The organism is Plantibacter sp. ME-Dv--P-095 (assembly GCF_030209365.1).
Taxonomy (GTDB): domain Bacteria; phylum Actinomycetota; class Actinomycetes; order Actinomycetales; family Microbacteriaceae; genus Plantibacter.
In genome coordinates this window covers 22,198-40,005 of sequence record NZ_JARVSB010000007.1, presented here as the reverse complement: position 1 = coordinate 40,005, position 17,808 = coordinate 22,198, and the positions used below count along the sequence as shown (strand labels likewise).

The window sequence follows — 17,808 nt, the reverse complement described above, 5'->3', positions numbered from 1 at the left end:
GACGCCCGAACGTCCTCGACCCCTGCGGCCCCGGCGAACCGACGATCCGACCGGAGCCATGAGGGGGCGATCATGACGGCACGACCGAGCATCCGAGCGACCCGCCGGACTCGCCCCACCGCCCCCGCCGAAGCGCTCGCCCCGACGGCGGCGGTGCCGACGACACCGCTCCGGCCGCACACGTGGATGGACCGGGCTGCGGCGGCGACGGCCCCGATCCTCCTCGCGATGTCGATCGACCTGCCGCAGGGCCTGAAGGTGGGCTACGTCTTCGCCCTCCTCCTCATCCCGGTGTGGCTCCCCGTCCTGGCCCGCTTCCGGGAGGCCCGCCTGTTCGGCGTCCTCGGACTCGCCGCGATCGCCATGGGAGCCGTCCTGACCGCGTTCAGCAGCGCCGGACAGTCCACCAGCCAGACCCTGCTGGCCGGGAACTCCTTCATGGTGCTGGGGCTCGTCGCCGGCACCGGTGCGCTGCTCTGGGCCCGTACCGTAATCGGCGCCCCCATGGTCGCGGTCTGGTTCGGACTCGGCATGGTGGCGGCCATCCCCCTCGGGAACGGACTCTCGAGCGTCAACGTCTGGCGCTTCGGACTGTCCCTGCCGCTGACCGTCCTGCTCCTGGCCCTGGCGTGGCGCTGGAGCTCGCGGCTCATGGAGTTCGCCGTCATCGCCGTCATCGGCGTCATCGGTGCCCTGAACGACGCCCGTTCCGGAAGCGCGATGCTCGTGATGACGGCGGCCCTCGTCCTCTGGCAGCTGCGTCCGTCGAGCCCGGGCGGACGCGGCTCCACGGTCCGGACACTCCTGGGCCTCGGCGTCCTCGCCGCGGCCGTGTACACCATCGCGCAGGCCGTGATCCTGGGCGGGCTGCTCGGTGAGCGGACGCAGGAACGCACCCAGGCGCAGATCGACACCTCGGGGAACCTCATCGTGGGCGGCAGGCCGGAGGCCGCCGCCACCGTCGAGCTCGTCGCGAACCGTCCGCTCGGCTACGGTTCTGGAGCGCTCCCGACCCTGTCCGACATCCTGTCGGCGAAGACCGGCATGTCCTTCATCGGCTACCAACCGAACAACGGGTACGTCGAGCGGTACATGTTCGGCAACGGCTACGAGGTCCACTCCATGATTGGCGACCTGTGGGTGCGCTTCGGACTCCTGGGGGCCGCGCTGGTCGTGCTCCTGTTCGTCCTGACCTTCCGGGCCATCGGCGACGGACTCGCCCGCCGCGCGGCCAGTGCCCTCGTGGTCTGGCTCGCCATCAGGATGCTGTGGAACCTGTGCTTCAGCCCGATCGACTCGTCCGTGCTCCTCACGATGCTGTTCCTCGGGGTGGCCTTCGTCCCGGTGGCGACTCGGCACCGGATCGATCCGTCGGGGACCGTCGCGCTGCGCACCCTGCCGAACCCCCGGTCGGCGGTGCGCCGATGACCGCCGCCACGCCGCAGGCCAAGCCGCGCCTCGAGTGGGTCGACGCCGGCAAGGGGCTCGCGATCACCCTCGTCGCCATGTACCACTCGGCGAGCTGGTTGCTCGGCGCCGGGTTCGAGATCGACGGGTGGCGGCAGGTCAACGAGGCTCTGTCGTCGCTCCGCATGCCCCTGTTCTTCATGCTGGCCGGACTGTTCGCCGCGAAGTGGCTGACCGCGTCCTGGAGGGCACTGTGGCGGTCGAAGCTCTCCCTCTTCGTCTGGGTGTTCCTCGTCTGGGAGGTCATCGGGTCGGCGGTCTTCCTCCTCGGGCTCACGATGAAGGGTCAGCCGATCAACCTCGTCGGCACGATCCGCGACCTGGTCGTCTCGCCCATCGCACCCCGGTTCGAGCTCTGGTTCATCTGGGCGCTCGCGATCTTCTTCGTCGTCGCGAAGCTCATCCGACGCATCGACTGGCGGATCCAGCTCGTGGTCGCCGGTGTCTGTTCGGCCACCGCGCTCAGCGGCTGGGAGACCGCCAACATCGGGTGGAGCGGCTCGATCAAGTACTGCTTCTTCTTCCTCGCCGGTCTGTACCTGAAGGACGCGGTGTTCCGCCTGAGCCGCGCGCGGGTCGGGGTGCTCCTGGTGACCCTCATGGTCTCCTGGGTCGCGGTCTCCGCGGTGGTCGCCGTGTTCGGACTGCGCTGGGTGCCCGGCCTGTACTTCGTGAACTGCGTCCTCGGCGTCGTCACCGGGGTGACCGTCAGCCGCTGGCTGGCGCGGATCCCGCGCCTGGTGTCCATCGGGTCGAACACCCTACCGGTCTACCTGACCCACACACCGCTCATCATCGTCATGGCCTATCTGCTCGCACTGCTCGCGCGGGTCACACCGATCGCGGTCGTGGCCCCCGGGCTCCCGCCGGTGCTGGCCGGACTCGCGATCGCCGGGTCACTGCTCATCAGCGGGGCCGCCATGCGCGGGCCGGCACGGGTGCTCTACGAGGCGCCCGGGTTCCTCCGCGGACCGACTCCTGCTCCGACGCGCGGACGGCACGCCGATGTCCGCTGAGCCCGCCCGGTCAGCCGACGGCGCTACCCCAGTCGGAGACCTCACCGACGGCCACGGCCGGGTTCCCCGCGACGACGGTGCGCGGTGTCACGTCGCGGCGGACGACCGAGCCCGCACCGACGACGGCACCCTCGCCGAGGGTCACGCCCTTCAGCACCAGGCAGCGCGTCCCGATGAGTACCTTGCGCTCGATGACGATCGGCGCGGTGTGGGCGCGGCGTCGTCCGGTCGGCGACGTCGTCCAGTGGAAGTCGGTGTCAAGGATCTGCACCTCCCAGGAGATGCGGACGTCCGGTCCGATCTCCAGGCCCGATTCGACGTTCACGATGGTGCGCATGCCGATCTTCGACCCCTTCGACAGATGCAGCGTCGCGCCCTCGCCGACCCACATCTGCGCGCCCTTCGACACCGTGCAGCCGCGGTCGAGCCGGTAGGTCCCCGGACCGCCGAGCTTCACGCCCGCCTCGATCCTCGCGCCCGGGTGTCCGCGGAGCACGCCACGTGCGTAGCTCCAGAAGTGCTTCCGCACGGCACGCAGTCGTCCCATCGATCCATCCGATCCTCGAATTCCCCGACTGCGAGCCTAGCGGCGACCATCGGACCGCCAGTACCCCGTCTCCGGAGGCCATTCCCGTGACCAAGCACCCGAGCACCATCACCGTCCAGCAGTCCTTCCCGGAACCGCGGCCGACCACGAACCCGTACATCGTCATGCTGCGCGACCACCTCGCGACGACGCCCGGCGTCGCCGTGCGGACGTTCTCCTGGCGCGGGGCCATCCTCGGTCGGTACGACGTCTTCCACGCCCATTGGCCCGAGATCCTGGTGTCCGGATCCTCGGCACCCAAACGCGCCGTCCGCCAGCTCCTCACGCTGGTCCTCCTGGCGAGGCTCGCCCTCACGCGGACCCCCATCGTGCGGACGCTCCACAACCTCCACCGGCCGTCCGGGATCTCGCGGGTCGAGCACGGACTCCTCGGACTGTTCGAGCGCCGGACGTCCTTCGTCATCGTGCTCAACGAGCAGACGGTCCCACCCGCAGGCGTCGGCGCAGCCCTCATCCCGCACGGCCACTACCGCGACTGGTACGCGCGGTTCCCGCAGCGGGACGCCGTGAGCGGCCGCCTGAGCTATTTCGGCCTCATCCGGCGGTACAAGGGCGTCGACGGTCTGCTCCGTGCGTTCACGGCCCTTCCCGGGGACGAGCACAGCCTCCGGGTGGCCGGTCGGCCGTCCAGTGACGAGCTCGCGGCCGAACTGCGCGGCCTGGCGGAGGACGACGACCGGATCGACCTGAGCCTCGAGTTCCTGAGCGACGCCGAGCTCGTGGACGTCGCGCGGCAGGGAGAGCTCGTCGTCCTGCCCTACCGCGAGATGCACAACTCGGGCGGCGCGCTCGCCGCGCTCTCCGTCGACCGGCCCGTGCTCGTCCCGTCCAACGCGGTCAACGAGCGGCTCTCCGCAGAAGTGGGACCCGGCTGGGTCGTGCAGTACGAGGGAGAGCTCGACGCCGCCGACCTCGAGCGCGCCCTCCGGGTCGTCTCCGATACGTCACGGAGCAGCTCTCCCGACCTCTCGGCCCGGGACTGGGACCTGTCCGGCGAGCTGCACCTCGCGGCGTATCGATCGGCGCTCGGCGACGATCGACCGGATGCGTCCGGCACCGCTGCGCGGAAGGCCGACGTCCGTGCGATCTGAGCTGCTCGAGCCCATCCGGCACGCGGACACCGCTCAGGCGTCGACGCGTCGGTACTCCTCGTACGAATACCCCACGGCACCGGCGATCATCCCGAAGCCGCGCGCCAGCGTCCGGACGCCCTTCGCCCGATGGCGGAGGGATCGGGTGACGACACCGACCACCGACCTCACCGCGCCCCCGGCCGCGCGCACGAGCCCCTTGGCGATGCAGCGGACCCTCGCCGTGAGCCGTCCGCGGAGGGAGTCCTCGAGCGCGATGGACGTCTGGCTCCAGCTGTTGCCGCTGCTGAACGCTCGGCGGACCACCCAGTCGCGCGTGCTGCGGGCTGCCGGGACGATGTCCCAGACCACCGCCTCGTCGCACCACACGAGACGTCCACCGGTGGCGTGCAGCGTCCGGGTGAACATCGTGTCCTCGCCGCCCGCGTGCCCGAAGGCCGTGTCGAACACCAGCCCGATGCCGCGGACCACCCGCAGGTCGATCAGCAGGTTGTTGGTGGCTGCCACCGACACCGCCGTGCCCGTCGGCATGCGGCGCCGGGTGAAGAACTCCCCAGCCTGGATCCAGGCGGAGGGTTCCCGCTCGAAGCGGGAGACGACGGGGCCGACCACGGCCACGGCGTCGCCGCGGTCGAAGGTCGCGACGAGGTCCACCAGCCACCGCTCGGTCGGCCGTTCGTCGTCGTCGATGAAGACCAGCAGGTCGCTCGCAGCGGCCTCGGCGAGCGCACGGTTGCGTGCGGCGGTGATGCCGCTCTCCGACTCGCAGCGATACGTGAGCACGACCGGGCCCGCCGACGGGAACTCCTCGACGAAGGCCCGGGCGCTCTCCTGCGGATCGTTGTCGACGACCAGCACCTCGACGCGCTCGAACCGCTCGATCACCTGCTCGGCCTGCTCGATCAGCGCCGGCAGCGCCACCCGGAGGTCGTCCGGCCTCCGGAAGGTCAACATGGCCACGACCAACGAGGTCGCGGCCTGGCGTCCGGTGGCTCCGGCCGGGGTCTCCGAGTGCATGTGCTCCCTCTCCGCGGCAGAGCCGTCGATCGATGACCAGACTATTGGGTGCCGGGACGTCCCCACCGCCCCCACCTCGGGCGTCGTCGCGGCGGTGTGCGCATGACCGCCGGGACCGCGCCGGGGACCACGAGCGGCGACTTCGGCCGCCATGCCGCCCGGGGCGCGGCCGTCACGATGGTCGGTCAGCTCACCAGGATCCTCGTCCAGGTGGTTTCCGTGGTCGTGCTCGCGCGGTTCCTCACGCCCGACGACTACGGCCTCTTCGCGATGGTCATGGCCGTCGTCGGCGTCTCGGAGATCTTCCGCGATTTCGGGCTCTCCAATGCTGCGATCCAGGCGAAGACGCTCAGTGATCGACAGCGCGACATCCTGTTCTGGGCGAACTCGGGCATCGGCATCGCGCTCGGTGCGATCATCTTCGGTCTGGCCTACTTGATCGCGGCACTCTACGGGAAGCCCGAGCTCGTGCCGCTCGCGCAGTTCATGGGGCTCGCCTTCCTCCTGAACGGCGTCTGCACCCAGCACCGTGCGAGCCTCAGCCGGTCGCTGCGCTTCACGACGCTCGCCGTCGTCGACGTCGCCGCCGCCGTCATCGCGCTCACCGTCGCCATCGTCTTCGCCGTCCTCGGCGCCGGGTACTGGGCCCTGGCCTGGCAGATGGTGACGCTGTCGTTCGCAACGCTGATCCTCGTGCTCATCGCGTCGCGCTGGCTCCCCCGGCTCCCGCGACGCGGGGTCGACATGCGGGGCTTCTACCGGTTCGGTTGGAACATGGTCGCCACCCAGCTCGTGGGCTACGCGGCCAACAACACGGACTCCTTCGTCATCGGCCTGCGCCTCGGTGCGGCTCCGCTCGGCATCTACAGCCGAGGCTTCCAGCTCCTCATGAACCCGCTGAACCAGCTCCGCGCGCCGGTCACCCGCGTCGCGATCCCGGTCCTCTCGCGGATCCAGGACCAGCAGGCGCGCTTCGACTCCTACGTCGTGCGCGGACAGGTCGCACTCGGCTACACGCTCGTCGCCGGCCTCGGGCTCGTCGCCGGCGCCGCGGAACCGATCGTGGCCCTCGGTCTCGGCGAGCGCTGGCTCGAGGTGGCCCCGGTCCTCCGGTTCCTGACGGTGGCCGGTGCCTTCCAGACCCTCGCCCTCGTCGGGTACTGGGTCTACGTGTCGAAGGGGCTCACCGCCCGGCTGTTCCAGTTCACGCTCATGAGTGCGGCCCTGAAGATCACCTTCGTCCTCATCGGGTCGAACTGGGGCGTCGTCGGTGTGGCCGCGGGCTTCGCCCTTGAGCCAGTGGTGTCCTGGCCACTCTCGCTCTGGTGGTTGAACCGGTGGGCGCCGATCCCGATCCGGAAGCTCCTGTTCGGCGTCGTACGCATCTCGCTGCTGACCCTCGCAGCCGGGGCCGCCGCGTACGGTGCGACCGTCTTCACCGTTGGCTGCGGTTCCGTCCTGCAGATCCTCGCCGCGATCGTGGCGGACCTCGCGGTGTACGGCCTCGCCGCACTCGTGGTCCCCGCCGTGCGTCGAGACCTGCGGATGGTCCTCAACATCGTCTCGGCCGCGCGACGGTCGAAGACCCCACCCGCCGCCTCGACCGAGCCGGACGGCCCTGCCGACGACGGGAGTCTCGCATGAACACCGCCGCCGTCCCCGACTTCCGCGGCACCGCCGTCGTGGTCGTCAACTACGGCTCGAGTGCGCTGCTCGCCGAGCACCTCACGAGACTCACTCGGGACGCTCCGGGGCTCGTGACGGTCGTCGTCGACAACCTGACGACCACCGCGGAGCGCGCCCGGCTCCAGACCCTGGCCACCGCCGAGGGCTGGTATCTGGTGGAGCCGTCGGGCAACCTCGGCTTCGGAGCAGGCGTGAACGCCGGCGTCGAACTCGCCGTCGAGGCGGGGGCCAGCCGATTCGTGATCCTCAACCCCGACGCGGAACTCCTCCCTTCCGCTGCGGCCGCGCTGTTCGCCGCGTGCGAGGCCGACCCATCGGCCCTGGTCGCGCCGCGCATCCTCCGCCCGGACGGCAGCCTCTGGTTCGGCGGGTCAGACCTGTACCTGGACGACGGTCGTATCCGCTCCCGTCGTCGTCGCCTGGCGACGGTGCCCCTCGATCGGATCGAGCCCTGGCTCACCGGCGCTTGCCTCGCCATCGGCCTGTCGCTGTGGCGCGAGGTCGGTGGCTTCTCGGACGAGTACTTCCTCTACTGGGAGGATGTCGACCTGTCGCACAAGGTCGTCGCCGCCGGGGGCACGCTGCTCGTCCTCGACGACGTCACCGCCGTGCACGCGGAGGGCGGGACCCAGGCCGTCGGACAGACCTCGTCCGGTCAGGCCAAGTCGGGGCTGTACTACTTCTACAACATCCGGAACCGCCTCGTCTTCGCCGCGCTCCACCTCAGCGAGCGCGACGAGGCCTCGTGGCGGCGCTCCACCCTCGCGGTCTCGTGGGAGATCCTGCTCCAGGGCGGCCGGAAGCAACTGCTGACGAACCCGTCCGTCCTGTGGACCGCCGTCCGTGCGATCCACGACGGACGCCGACTCGCGACACGGATCCGCACCGGCCGCGCGTCCACCCACTGATCTGGCCCCGCACCGAGAAACGCCCCTGATGAGCATCAGGGGCGTTTCTCGGTGTGCTCCGTATCCCGACGGAGGCACATCTGGCGATGTCCCGGCGCTGCGAACACCGGTGGACACCGCCGTTGGTGCGGCCGGGAGTGGGCGTCTCATCGAGGACGGCGTCCGCTCCCGGCCGGGTCTCGGTCAGCTCAGAGCGCGGTGACCCGGTAGCCGGTGTAGTTCACGACGACCGGACCGTTGGTGATGGTGCCGGAGAGGTAGGTGTCCACCCCGACCGACCCCGGCGCCTGCAGCGCGGCGGTCGTGTCGGTGGTGCTCGCCTGCCAGTCGGGCTCGGTCTGCCCGTCCGCCCAGGCCTTGGCCTTGATGGCGGTCGTGCCGACACCGGACACCTGCGTACGGACCGTGATCTTCATCCCGGGGGTGTACGCGAGGCCGGCGATGTTCACCGCGGTCAGCGCCGTGGATCCCTTCATCAGCTGCAGACGCAGGACACCGTTCGCCTGCACCCAGACGCGCGCCGCGTAGTTGTCGGCGCCGACCTGACGGCCGACCAGCGAGACGAACTGTCCCCCACCGGTCGATGCCTGCGCGATCGTGAACGACACCGTCGAATCGGTCGCGGTGGACGAGACCTGGGCGAGTCGAGCGGTGCGGGACTGCCCGGCCGTGGCCGAGATGAGGCCGGCGGTGCCGTTCACCGAGAACGACGACGCCGTCCCGGCGAGCGTCCACGGGCCGCCGGTCTGCGCGGCTCCCCAGCTGTTGGCCGCGGTCCGTGCGAACGTGTCCGCCGCGATGACGACCGGATTGGGGTCGACCGGGGGCACGATCGGCGCGGTGACCGTGACGGTCCGCGTGGTCGTGGCCGTGAGCCCGCCGTTGTCCGTGACCGTCGCGGTGACCGTGTAGGTCCCGTCGGCGGCGTAGACGTGCGAGGACGTCGAGCCGGTTCCGGTCGTGCCGTCTCCGTAGTCCCACGCGACCGAGGCGATCGTGCCGTCGGGGTCGGTGGACGCGGTGGCGTCGAGCGCCGCGGTGAGCCCGGAGGCCGTCGCCGTGAACGACGCGGTCGGAGCCTGGTTCACCGGGGTCGGCTGGGCCGCACCCGGCGTCGCTGCGAGCAGGTCGTCGAAGGTGACGGTCACCGGTCCGTTCGTGGTCGATCCCGACAGGTAGCTGCTGAGGCCGACCAGGCCGGCGGACTGCAGCCCGGCGGTGGAGTCGGTCGCCTGGACCTGCCAGGCGGTCGGCTCCGTCGCGCCGGCGACCCAGACCTTCGCCCCGAGGGTGGTGGGCGAGGCGCCCGTCACCTGCAGCTTGATCTGGAGCGCCTGTCCGGCGGTGTAAGTGAGGCCCGGGACGGTGACGGCCTGGAGAGCCGTCGCACCCTGCAGGAGCTGGATGCGGACCGCTCCGTTCGCCTGGATCCAGACGCGGCTGGAGTAGAACGCGTTCCCGACCTGGCGACCGATGACGGACGCGTACACGCCGCCACCGTTCGCCACAGCGGAGGCCGTGATCTTCGCGCTCACCGTCACGTCCGTCGCGGACACCGCGTTGAGGCGAGCCGTGCGGGTTCCGCCCGCGGGCAGCGACATCTTGCCCGTGCCGTTGCCGACCGAGAAGCTCGTGTTGCCTCCGGCGACGGTCCAGGCTCCGCCTGTCCCCGCCGTGCCCCACGCGTTGCTCGCGGTGCGCTCGAAGGTGTCCGCCGCGTAGGTGGACGCCACCGGGATCTCCGCGACCGTGACGCTCAGGGTCGTCGCCGCCGTGCCGCCGCGGTTGTCCGTCACGGTCTGGGTGACCGTGTAGGCGCCCGCCGTCGCGTAGCTGTGGGTCGTCGTCGTCCCGGTGCCGGTCGCTCCGTCACCGAAGTCCCACGCCACCGAGGCGATGGTCCCGTCCGGGTCCGAGGCACCCGATCCGTCGAAGCTCGCCGTCAGTCCGGTGGACGCCGCCGTGAAGCTCGCGATCGGCAGCTGGTTGGGAGCCAACGTCGTGACGACGTCGTGCGAGACGCTCGCGGTCGCGCCGACGCTGTCGGTGACCGTCAGGCTCACACTGAACGTGCCCGCCGTGGCGTACGTGTGTGTCGCGGTGACGCCCGTCGCGGTGGTCCCGTCGCCGAAGTTCCAGGCGTACGACGCGATCGTCCCGTCGGGATCGACCGAGGCGGAGGCGTCGAAGGACCCGTCCAGGTTCACGACCGTCGGCGTGAAGGCCGCGGTCGGGAGCTGGTTCGGAGCCACGGCCGTCACCGTCTGCTGCGTGGTGGCCGTTCCACCGCGGTTGTCCGTCACCGTGAGGCTGACGGTGTAACTGCCGCCCGCGGCGTAGGTGTGGGAAGCCGTGGCGCCGGTGCCGGTCTGGCCGTCACCGAAGTCCCAGGCGTAGGAGCTGACGACCCCGTCCGAGTCGGTCGAGGCCGACGCGTCCGTGGTGAGCTGGAGGTTCGCCACCGCGTTCGTGAACGCGGCGGTCGGCAGCACGTTGGGAGCCTGGCCGAGGCCGAGCTCACGGTGCTGGGTGACCTGGGCGTCGGTCAGCGGCGCGTTGTACACGGCGACTTCGTCGATCTTGCCGTTGAAGTACGGGACCGAACCCTGCCAGGCGTTGTCGCCGCCGACCCGCCAGTACCCGGTGTAGTCCTGCGCACCGGTCTGCGGGTTGGTACCGACGGACGAGCCGTCGATGAACAGCTTCATACCGGCTGCGGACTGCTGGGCGACCACGTGGTGCCACTGGCCGTCGTTGACGGCGGCCTGCGAGGTGATCGTGTTCTCCTGGCCGGTCCAGGTGCCGAAGACGAGCTTGCCGTCGGGACGCAGGAAGACGTGTCGGTCGTACCCACCGGACCCGCCGGTCTGGTTGGAGCCGAAGCCGATGACCTTGCCCCCCTGGGTGGAGGTGGTCTGGAACCAGGCCTCCATCGCGTAGCTGGTCGGGTTGGAGTAGCTCGACTGGCTCGAGACACCGCCCTCGTCCCAGCCGTTGGAGGTGAACTGGGCCGCCCTGTTGTCCACGCCGGAGATGGCGCCGTTCGCACCCTTCGTGACCTGACCGAAGTACAGGCCGTTCGACTCAGTCGGGCCGGCGTCGACGGCAGTGGACCCGCTCGTCTCGTTGAGGCGCCAGAAGAGCGCCGGGTCGAGGCCGAACACCGCGGCGCCGTAAGCATCGGCCGGTGCGGTCGGGACGGTGGACGTGCGGCCGGAGGCGACGTAGTGGGCGTCGACCTGCTGGCGGGTCAGGACCGTCGGGAACACGGACACGTCGTCGATGTCGCCGGAGAAGTTGCTGCTGCTCGGACCGTTGGGCCAGCCACCGAGGCTGTCACCACCGACACGCCAGTAGCCGTTGAAGACCTGACCGCTCGTGACGTCGGCCCTGGCCGCGACCTTCCGCCCGTCGACGAACAACTGCATGCCGTTCGCTCCGAGTGAGGCGGCGACCTGGTGCCACTCGCCGTCGTTGTAGGCCTTCGGGCTGGTCACGACGTTCGTCGCGCCCGTGTAGGTGCCGAAGTTCAGTCGGCCGTCGTTGCCCATGTAGACGTGACGGTCGTAGGAGGAGGAGTTGCCGGTCGCGGATCCGCCGAACCCGATGATCTTGCCGCCGGAAGTGGTCGTGGTCTTGAACCACGCCTCCGTGGTGAAGACGTTCGGGGAAGGCCTCTGGACGGTGGAGGAGCTGGATCCGCCCGAGAAGGTGGTCGCCGCGTTGTTCGAGGCGGCTTCCTGGCCAGCCGCTCCGCGCGTCACGCCGGTCGCGGTGAGGGTCAGGTCGTCACCAGAGGTCCAGTCGAAGCCGGTGGTCCCACTCGACTCGCCGAGCGGCCAGAGGGAAGTCGCGCCGTCATTCAGCACCGACTGCTGGTAGCTGCTGATCACGCCGTCCTCGGAGACGGTGACCGCGACGTTGAGTCCCTGCTGGAAGTTGCCGTACGGGTCGGTCGCCCTGATCCGGTAGTTGTAGGACTGTCCGGGTGTCAGGCCGGTGTCGAGGAAGGACATGACCGGACGCTTCCAGAACGTGGAGGAGGCCTGGGTCGTGTACACGGGCGAGGCCGTGACGTTGTTGCGGATCACCTGGTAGGTGAGGTCCGAGTTGTCGCGGTCGTAGTTGGCCTGCCATGAGATGCGGGCCGTCCCACGGCTGAACGACGTGACGGTGGGCACGAAGTTGGAGCCGGTGAGTCGCGGGCCGTCCTTGTTCGGGGCGATGGAGGCCTTCGCGAACCGCACGAGGCCCTGCATGCCCGTGCCGTTCACCTGGGTGAACTCACCGGCGTAGAGCACGTAGTCACCAGCGACGGTCACGTCCCAGGCGCCCTGACCGGTACCGGTGTAGCTGCCGGTGTTGATCGTCGGGAACCAGTTGAGCAGGGTCGGTGCGGGGGTGCCCGCGAAGTTGTAGTAGCCGTACGGGTCGGCGGTCAGCGTGCCGGTGGTGGCCTTGGTGAAGGCGGTCGCTCGCTGGAAGCCCCACGGGTCGGTCTGCGGGTATCCGCCGACGTTCCCGCAGTAGTGGGCGTGGCTGGCGACGTAGACGACGTCGGTGTCTGCCGCGACGGAGTACGAGTCGCCGTGGCAGTCCTCGACCCACTGCAGCTCGCCGCCGGTCCAGTCGGCCTTGAACGCGCCCTCGATGTTGCCTCCCTTGCCGAAGGTGTATCCGGTGCCGTAGACGCTTGTGCCGTCGCTCGTGAGGGAGTTGATCGACGCCTCCTCACCACCGTTGCGGATGAGGGAGTTGATCGCCCAAGGCATGGAGCTGCCGGAGGCGGTGCTCAGGGCCGCGAGCCCGTAGCCGGGACTGTTCGAACCGTTCACCGACGTGAAGTTGCCACCGATGACGATTTTCGAAGAGTCGGGGCTGAGGACGAGCGCCTGCACCGTTCCGCCGACGACGTCCGGTGCGAGGCCGGTCAGCGCGCCGTTCGACGCGGCGAAGCCCGCCACACCGGCGCGGGCCGAGCCCTGCGCGGAGGTGAACTGACCACCGGCGTACACGGTCGTGTCCGTCGCGGTGACCGCCTTGACGATCGAGTTGATCGACGGCGCGAAGCCGGCGATCAGCGTCTGCGTCGCCACGTCGAACGCGGCGAGGCGGTACCTGGTCGTCCCGTTGACCGCCGTGAACTGGCCGCCCGCGTACAGCTTCGTACCGTCGGGCGATGCCGCCAGCGAGCGCACCTGTTGGTTGAAGTTCGGTGCCCACGGGAGCAGCGCGCCAGTCGACAGGGTATAGGCGAGGAAGTTGTTGCGCGTCACGGTGTTCGCACCGGCCGCGGATCCCGCCGGCCGTGCAGTCGTGAACGAACCGGCGACGTAGACCGTGTTGCCGATGACGACCTGGTCCCAGACGACACCGTTGATCTGGGGTGCGGGAAGGGCGTCGGACGAGACCGTCGCGGGCTGGCCGGTCGTCGGCGTCGTGTCGGCCGATGCCGCCTGTGCGGTGGTGAGCGTGCCGAACAGCACGGCCGCGACGGTGATGCCGACGAGGGCGAGGCGGCGCGCGCCGGATGGTCGGTGCGTCCGCCGCGCGATCGCGGGCTCGGACGACAGCAGTGTGGTCATGGTGTATCTCGCAGTCTTCTCGGGTGAAGGAGGCGGACCGCTGGCACACGCGTTCGGGAGACGCGGGCGGGATGATGAGGTCCTCCACGCAGTCAAGCGCAAGATGGGGGACGACGATGCACCCCGTTGGGGGCAGAAGCACCCCCAGATCAGGGGTGACTTTCGCTGACAGCCCCGATCACACCTGACAGATCGACAGCTGGCTGATACAGAACGCTCGTCAGCGCGGTGCGGCGCCCTCGAACACCACCGCCGGCTCGGCCGCCGCATAGTCGACCGTCACCCGCACAGCGTCGCGCGCGTCCTCGGGGACATTGAAGACGAAGGTGCCACGCACGGTCTCGCCCGCCGCCACCTGCTCCGGGAACGGCACGCCGCCCGGAGCGGCCAGCTCGATCGCCGGCGTGAGATCCGAACCGTAGTAGGCGTTCGCGACCGCGCCCGCCAAGGAGTACGCCTCGGAACCGGAGTTGGTGAAGGCGATCGTCACCCGGATCGACGGACCGGCGACCTCGCCGGGCTGAGACGCCTCACCGTCCACGGCTTCCAGTGATTCGATGCGCACGCTCACCGCGTCGGTCACCGGGGCGGTGTCGTCGAGACCGATCGCGCCGTCGCTCGATCCGGCGGGGGGCAACGTCGAGCCGGGCTCCGCGGTCGGCAGCGTCGACGATGACGACGAGGGAAGGGCGGACGGCGCGGTCGTGCCCTGCCCCGACGGCGTGCCCGGGCGGAGGGTCAACCACAGGACGATCCCGACGACGACGAGGACGACGACCACGGAGACCACGATGGCCACGAGGCGGCGGCGCTCCGGCGCTCCGGCTTCGTGTGCTGCGGGGGACACCTCGGTGCGGTCTTCTGCTTCGGCCATGTCATGCTCCAGATCGTCTCGGGAACTGTATCGCACCGGTCCGTCAGGGGGTATCGGAGCCGACACCCCTCCTCGGGTGGCACCTGAAAGTGGACTCGGCAAGCGCTGATGACCCTCATACCCTCGGAAGAGGCTCAATGAACGCGCCGAAGACGACAGGGAAACACTCGAGTGGGGAGCGTTCGGCGATGACCGATCAGCAGAGCAGCGCGCAGCAGTCCGGACGACAGGGCCGCGTCGGCTACGCCGCCGGAGCATTCGACCTGTTCCACGTCGGTCACCTGAACATCCTGCGGCACGCGAAGAGCGCCTGCGACTACCTCATCGCCGGCGTCGTCTCGGACGAGCTGCTCCGCACCCGCAAGCGCATCGAACCCATCGTCCCGCTGACGGAGCGACTCGAGATCGTCCGTCACATCGGCTTCGTCGACGAGGCGGTCGAGGAGACCTGGGACGACAAGTTGCAGGCGTGGGACGCGCTGCGCTTCGACATCTTCTTCAAGGGCGACGACTGGCGCGGCACCGCCGAAGGCCTCCGGCTCGAAGCGGAGTTCGCCAAGGTGGGTGTCGAGGTCGTGTACTTCCCGTACACGATGAGCACCTCGAGCACCGCACTCCGACGCGCACTCGCCCAGCTCGACGAGCAACGCGAGCTCGACGCGACGCTCGTCCAGGCCTGATTCCTCCGGCACGATCGCCGGTTCCCGCCCCGCAGCTCCACGCTCCCCATCCGCAGCGCATCGAGGTACTGTTGGACGGATCGACACACGGGGCGGTGGACACATGACGAAGGCTCGGCAGGCACTGCTGGCACGCCTCACCGGCTCGCTGCCCGTCCACGGTTCGATCGTCGGTGTCGCCACCGAGGAGCGCACGGTCGTCATGACCTACGGCGACGGCCCGAGCCCAGACGGCACGCCTGGCGTGCTCGACGCCCTCGCCGCGGCCGGCGCCACCGCGACCTTCTTCGTCCTCGTCGGACGGGCCAGGAAGCACCCCGAACTGCTCCACCGCATGGTGGCCGAGGGGCATGAACTCGCCCTCCACGGTGACGACCACGTCCGCCTCACCGACTTCCCCGAGGAGGTCGCCTACCGGCGGACCCTCGCCGCGAAGCAGGAGCTGGAGCAGCTGAGCGGGCAGCGCATCGAGTGGTTCCGTCCACCGTACGGTGCGCAGAGCATCGAGACCTGGCAGGCGGTCAAGCGGGCCGGCCTCCAGACGGTGCTGTGGACCGCGACCGCGTGGGACGTCAAGGACGTCGGCGAACACGAGCGCGTCGCCCACGCCGTCCGGCACTGCCACCAGGGGTCGATCCTGCTCGCGCACGACGGCTTCGCCGGCCCTGCCGACGGCGTCGACGACGGCCCGGAGCCCGACGTCGACCGCGGTGCACTCGCGGAGGAGCTCCTCAGCGGATTCGCCCGCGAAGGGCTCGTGGGCCGCTCGCTCGGCGAGGCGCTGCGCGGCGGCAAGGCCGTGCGCCGGGCCCGCTTCTCGGAGTAGCGGCACCGCGGTCCCTGAGCCTCCCCGGTCCCTGAGCTTGTCGAAGGGCGTCGACGGGAGCCGCTCAGTCCTTCGCGAAGCGGTCGGTCGCGTCGACGAGCGCCGAGAGGATGCCCGGCTCGTCGAACGCGTGCCCGGCGTCGGGGACGATCGTGAACTCGGCCTCGGGCCAGGCGCGGTGCAGGTCCCAGGCGGTGAAGACCGGGGTGCACATGTCGTAGCGGCCCTGGACGATGACGCCGGGGACGCCGGCGAGTTTGTCGGCGTCGCGGATGAGCTGTCCGGGTTCGAACCAACCGCGGTTGGTGAAGAAGTGGTTCTCGATGCGCGCGAACGCGACGGCGAACCGCGGGTCGGTGAAGCGGGCGACGGTCTCGGCCTGTGGGAGCAGCGTGATCGTCGAGGACTCCCAGCGCGACCAGGCGACCGCCGCCGGACCGTGCACAGCAGGGTCCTCGTCGAACAGGCGCCGGTGGTAGGCCTCGATGAGCCGACGGCGCTCCTCCACGGGGATCGGTTCGAGGTACCCCTCCCACAGGTCCGGGAAGACGGCTGCCGCGCCGCCCTCGTAGAACCAGTCGAGTTCCTCGTCGCGCAGGGTGAAGATGCCGCGGAGGACGAGCTCCGTCACGCGCTTCGTGTGCTTCTGGGCGTACGCGAGCGCGAGGGTGGAGCCCCAGGACCCGCCGAACACCATCCAGCGCTTGATCTTCAGCGCCTTCCGCAGCGTCTCGAGGTCGGCGACGAGGTGCCAGGTGGTGTTGGTGGACAGGTCGGCGGCGGGATCGCTCGCGTGCGGGGTGCTGCGGCCGCAGCCGCGCTGGTCGACGAGGACGATCCGATACCGCTTCGGATCGAAGAGGCGGCGGTGGACGGGGCTCGTGCCGCCGCCGGGTCCGCCGTGGAGGAAGACGACGGGTTTCCCGTCGGGGTTGCCGGAGGTCTCCCAGTACAGCGACTGTCCGTCGCCGACGTCGAGCATGCCGGTCTCGTACGGCTCGATCTCGGGATACGGCTCGCCCATGGTCCTGTCCTTCCTCGGTGCGCGCTCGACGCGTCGCACTGGTCGTTCTAGCATGGCGTGGATCGTCCGGCCGAGGGTGCCACCACACCGTTCCCCCAGGTCTCGTCAGAGCTGGTCGGCCGACACCGAGAAGGTGTCGCAGGCGGCGGGACCGCCGTTGTACCCGGTCATGAACCAGCGCTGGCGTTGCTCGGCCGAGCCGTGCGTCCACGCTTCCGGGTTCACCTGGCCGGTCGCCGCCTCCTGGATGCGGTCGTCGCCCACCGCGGCCGCGGCGCTCAGCGCGTCGTCGATCTCCTGCTGCGTCACCGGCTTCAGGAAGGCGACACCCTTGGCATCCTCGGTGTCGGACGCCGCCGCCACCCAGGCGCCGGCGAAGCAGTCGGCCTGGACCTCGATGCGCACGGAGTCGGACGCCGGCCCGGTGCCGCTGCGGTCGGCGCGATCCATGACGCCGGTGAGCGCCTGGATGTGGTGACCCCACTCGTGGGCGACGACGTACATCTCCGCGAGCGGGCCACCGGAGGCGCCGAAGCGGTCGCGCAGCTCGCCGTAGAAGCTCGTGTCGATGTAGATGGTCTGGTCCGGCGGGCAGTAGAACGGGCCGGTGGCACTCGAGGCAGCACCGCATCCGGTGTTCGTCTGCTGGTCGAAGATGATGAAGTCAGCCGGTGAGGTGTAGTCCACACCGAGGGCCGGAAGCTCCTCCGACCAGTAGTCGTCGAGCGAGGAGTAGGCACCACCCATCCGGCAGTCGACGTTTGCGTTCGCGTCGGCACCTGTCTGGCACTCCTCGGAGAGGAGGGTCTCCTCCTGCGATCCGCCACCGGCTCCCCCGCCGCCGAGGAGGCCCGAGACGTCGACGCCGAGGAACTGGGAGATGAGCGCGATGACGATGACCCCCACCGCGCCGCCGCCGACGGCGATGCCGGTGGTCTTGCCCCGTCGCTTGACCTTGTTCCCGCTGATGTCGGCGTTGTCGTTGAACGTCATGTCCGCACCTTATCGCGCAGCGCGAGGTGAGGCA

General features: G+C 70.0%; 13 protein-coding genes. 7 read left to right on the top strand and 6 right to left on the bottom strand.

Going from position 1 to position 17,808, the window contains the following annotated elements; translation table 11 throughout:
• The first annotated feature begins 72 nt into the window (after positions 1 to 72).
• Both QRN26_RS10145 and QRN26_RS10140 read left to right on the top strand, forming a co-directional pair.
• Positions 73 to 1,428, top strand: coding sequence for a hypothetical protein (locus tag QRN26_RS10145; RefSeq protein ID WP_285036442.1), 1,356 nt, complete (start codon positions 73 to 75; stop codon positions 1,426 to 1,428).
• Positions 1,425 to 2,483 (top strand): acyltransferase family protein, encoded by a 1,059-nt coding sequence (locus tag QRN26_RS10140; protein ID WP_285036440.1) that lies wholly within the window; start codon positions 1,425 to 1,427, stop codon positions 2,481 to 2,483. The genes QRN26_RS10145 and QRN26_RS10140 overlap by 4 nt, the downstream gene beginning before the upstream one ends.
• 10 nt (positions 2,484 to 2,493) lie before the next feature.
• Here the strand turns inward: QRN26_RS10140 and QRN26_RS10135 are convergent, their stop codons facing one another.
• Positions 2,494 to 3,030 (bottom strand): acyltransferase, encoded by a 537-nt coding sequence (locus QRN26_RS10135; protein ID WP_285036437.1) that lies wholly within the window; start codon positions 3,028 to 3,030, stop codon positions 2,494 to 2,496.
• 86 nt (positions 3,031 to 3,116) lie between these two features.
• On the opposite strand from QRN26_RS10135, the gene QRN26_RS10130 reads away from it, so the two are divergent.
• A complete protein-coding gene (locus QRN26_RS10130; protein ID WP_285036436.1) occupies positions 3,117 to 4,181 on the top strand; it encodes a glycosyltransferase family protein in 1,065 nt (354 codons plus the stop codon).
• A gap of 33 nt (positions 4,182 to 4,214) precedes the next feature.
• On the opposite strand, the gene QRN26_RS10125 is transcribed toward QRN26_RS10130, so the two are convergent.
• Positions 4,215 to 5,198, bottom strand: coding sequence for a glycosyltransferase family 2 protein (locus QRN26_RS10125; protein WP_285036434.1), 984 nt, complete (start codon positions 5,196 to 5,198; stop codon positions 4,215 to 4,217).
• Between the two features lie 102 nt (positions 5,199 to 5,300).
• On the opposite strand from QRN26_RS10125, the gene QRN26_RS10120 reads away from it, so the two are divergent.
• Complete coding sequence (locus QRN26_RS10120; RefSeq protein ID WP_285036433.1) at positions 5,301 to 6,842, top strand: lipopolysaccharide biosynthesis protein; 1,542 nt, start codon at positions 5,301 to 5,303, stop codon at positions 6,840 to 6,842.
• Entirely contained in the window at positions 6,839 to 7,792 is a 954-nt protein-coding gene (locus tag QRN26_RS10115; RefSeq protein WP_285036432.1) for a glycosyltransferase family 2 protein, read from the top strand. The genes QRN26_RS10120 and QRN26_RS10115 overlap by 4 nt, the downstream gene beginning before the upstream one ends.
• Positions 7,793 to 7,980: 188 nt before the next feature.
• Here QRN26_RS10115 and QRN26_RS10110 read toward each other — a convergent pair whose 3' ends face one another.
• Together QRN26_RS10110 and QRN26_RS10105 are read right to left on the bottom strand one after the other, a co-directional pair.
• On the bottom strand, positions 7,981 to 13,377 hold the full coding sequence (locus QRN26_RS10110) for a PKD domain-containing protein (RefSeq protein ID WP_285036430.1): 5,397 nt from the start codon (positions 13,375 to 13,377) through the stop codon (positions 7,981 to 7,983).
• 220 nt (positions 13,378 to 13,597) lie between these two features.
• On the bottom strand, positions 13,598 to 14,251 hold the full coding sequence (locus tag QRN26_RS10105; RefSeq protein WP_285036428.1) for a DUF4352 domain-containing protein: 654 nt from the start codon (positions 14,249 to 14,251) through the stop codon (positions 13,598 to 13,600).
• 188 nt (positions 14,252 to 14,439) lie between these two features.
• On the opposite strand from QRN26_RS10105, the gene QRN26_RS10100 reads away from it, so the two are divergent.
• Together QRN26_RS10100 and QRN26_RS10095 are read left to right on the top strand one after the other, a co-directional pair.
• Positions 14,440 to 14,931, top strand: coding sequence for an FAD synthase family protein (locus QRN26_RS10100; protein ID WP_285036426.1), 492 nt, complete (start codon positions 14,440 to 14,442; stop codon positions 14,929 to 14,931).
• 103 nt (positions 14,932 to 15,034) lie between these two features.
• Positions 15,035 to 15,757 carry a polysaccharide deacetylase family protein gene (locus QRN26_RS10095; protein ID WP_285036424.1) on the top strand — a complete coding sequence of 241 codons (723 nt, stop codon included), beginning with the start codon at positions 15,035 to 15,037 and terminating at the stop codon, positions 15,755 to 15,757.
• Positions 15,758 to 15,821: 64 nt separating this feature from the next.
• On the opposite strand, the gene pip is transcribed toward QRN26_RS10095, so the two are convergent.
• Positions 15,822 to 16,781, bottom strand: coding sequence for a prolyl aminopeptidase (pip, locus tag QRN26_RS10090; RefSeq protein WP_285036423.1), 960 nt, complete (start codon positions 16,779 to 16,781; stop codon positions 15,822 to 15,824).
• A gap of 105 nt (positions 16,782 to 16,886) precedes the next feature.
• Positions 16,887 to 17,774 (bottom strand): KPN_02809 family neutral zinc metallopeptidase, encoded by an 888-nt coding sequence (ypfJ, locus tag QRN26_RS10085; RefSeq protein ID WP_285036422.1) that lies wholly within the window; start codon positions 17,772 to 17,774, stop codon positions 16,887 to 16,889.
• Positions 17,775 to 17,808: the final 34 nt, after the last annotated feature.

Excerpts from the sequence above, each read along its gene's own strand:
- QRN26_RS10140 (WP_285036440.1), top strand. The coding sequence starts at position 1,425 with ATGACCGCCGCCACGCCGCAGGCCAAGCCGCGCCTCGAGTGGGTCGAC.
- ypfJ (WP_285036422.1), bottom strand. The coding sequence starts at position 17,774 with ATGACGTTCAACGACAACGCCGACATCAGCGGGAACAAGGTCAAGCGA.
- QRN26_RS10115 (WP_285036432.1), top strand. The coding sequence starts at position 6,839 with ATGAACACCGCCGCCGTCCCCGACTTCCGCGGCACCGCCGTCGTGGTC.
- QRN26_RS10145 (WP_285036442.1), top strand. The coding sequence starts at position 73 with ATGACGGCACGACCGAGCATCCGAGCGACCCGCCGGACTCGCCCCACC.
- QRN26_RS10120 (WP_285036433.1), top strand. The coding sequence starts at position 5,301 with ATGACCGCCGGGACCGCGCCGGGGACCACGAGCGGCGACTTCGGCCGC.
- QRN26_RS10125 (WP_285036434.1), bottom strand. The coding sequence starts at position 5,198 with ATGCACTCGGAGACCCCGGCCGGAGCCACCGGACGCCAGGCCGCGACC.
- pip (WP_285036423.1), bottom strand. The coding sequence starts at position 16,781 with ATGGGCGAGCCGTATCCCGAGATCGAGCCGTACGAGACCGGCATGCTC.
- QRN26_RS10135 (WP_285036437.1), bottom strand. The coding sequence starts at position 3,030 with ATGGGACGACTGCGTGCCGTGCGGAAGCACTTCTGGAGCTACGCACGT.
- QRN26_RS10095 (WP_285036424.1), top strand. The coding sequence starts at position 15,035 with ATGACGAAGGCTCGGCAGGCACTGCTGGCACGCCTCACCGGCTCGCTG.
- QRN26_RS10100 (WP_285036426.1), top strand. The coding sequence starts at position 14,440 with ATGACCGATCAGCAGAGCAGCGCGCAGCAGTCCGGACGACAGGGCCGC.
- QRN26_RS10110 (WP_285036430.1), bottom strand. The coding sequence starts at position 13,377 with ATGACCACACTGCTGTCGTCCGAGCCCGCGATCGCGCGGCGGACGCAC.
- QRN26_RS10105 (WP_285036428.1), bottom strand. The coding sequence starts at position 14,251 with ATGGCCGAAGCAGAAGACCGCACCGAGGTGTCCCCCGCAGCACACGAA.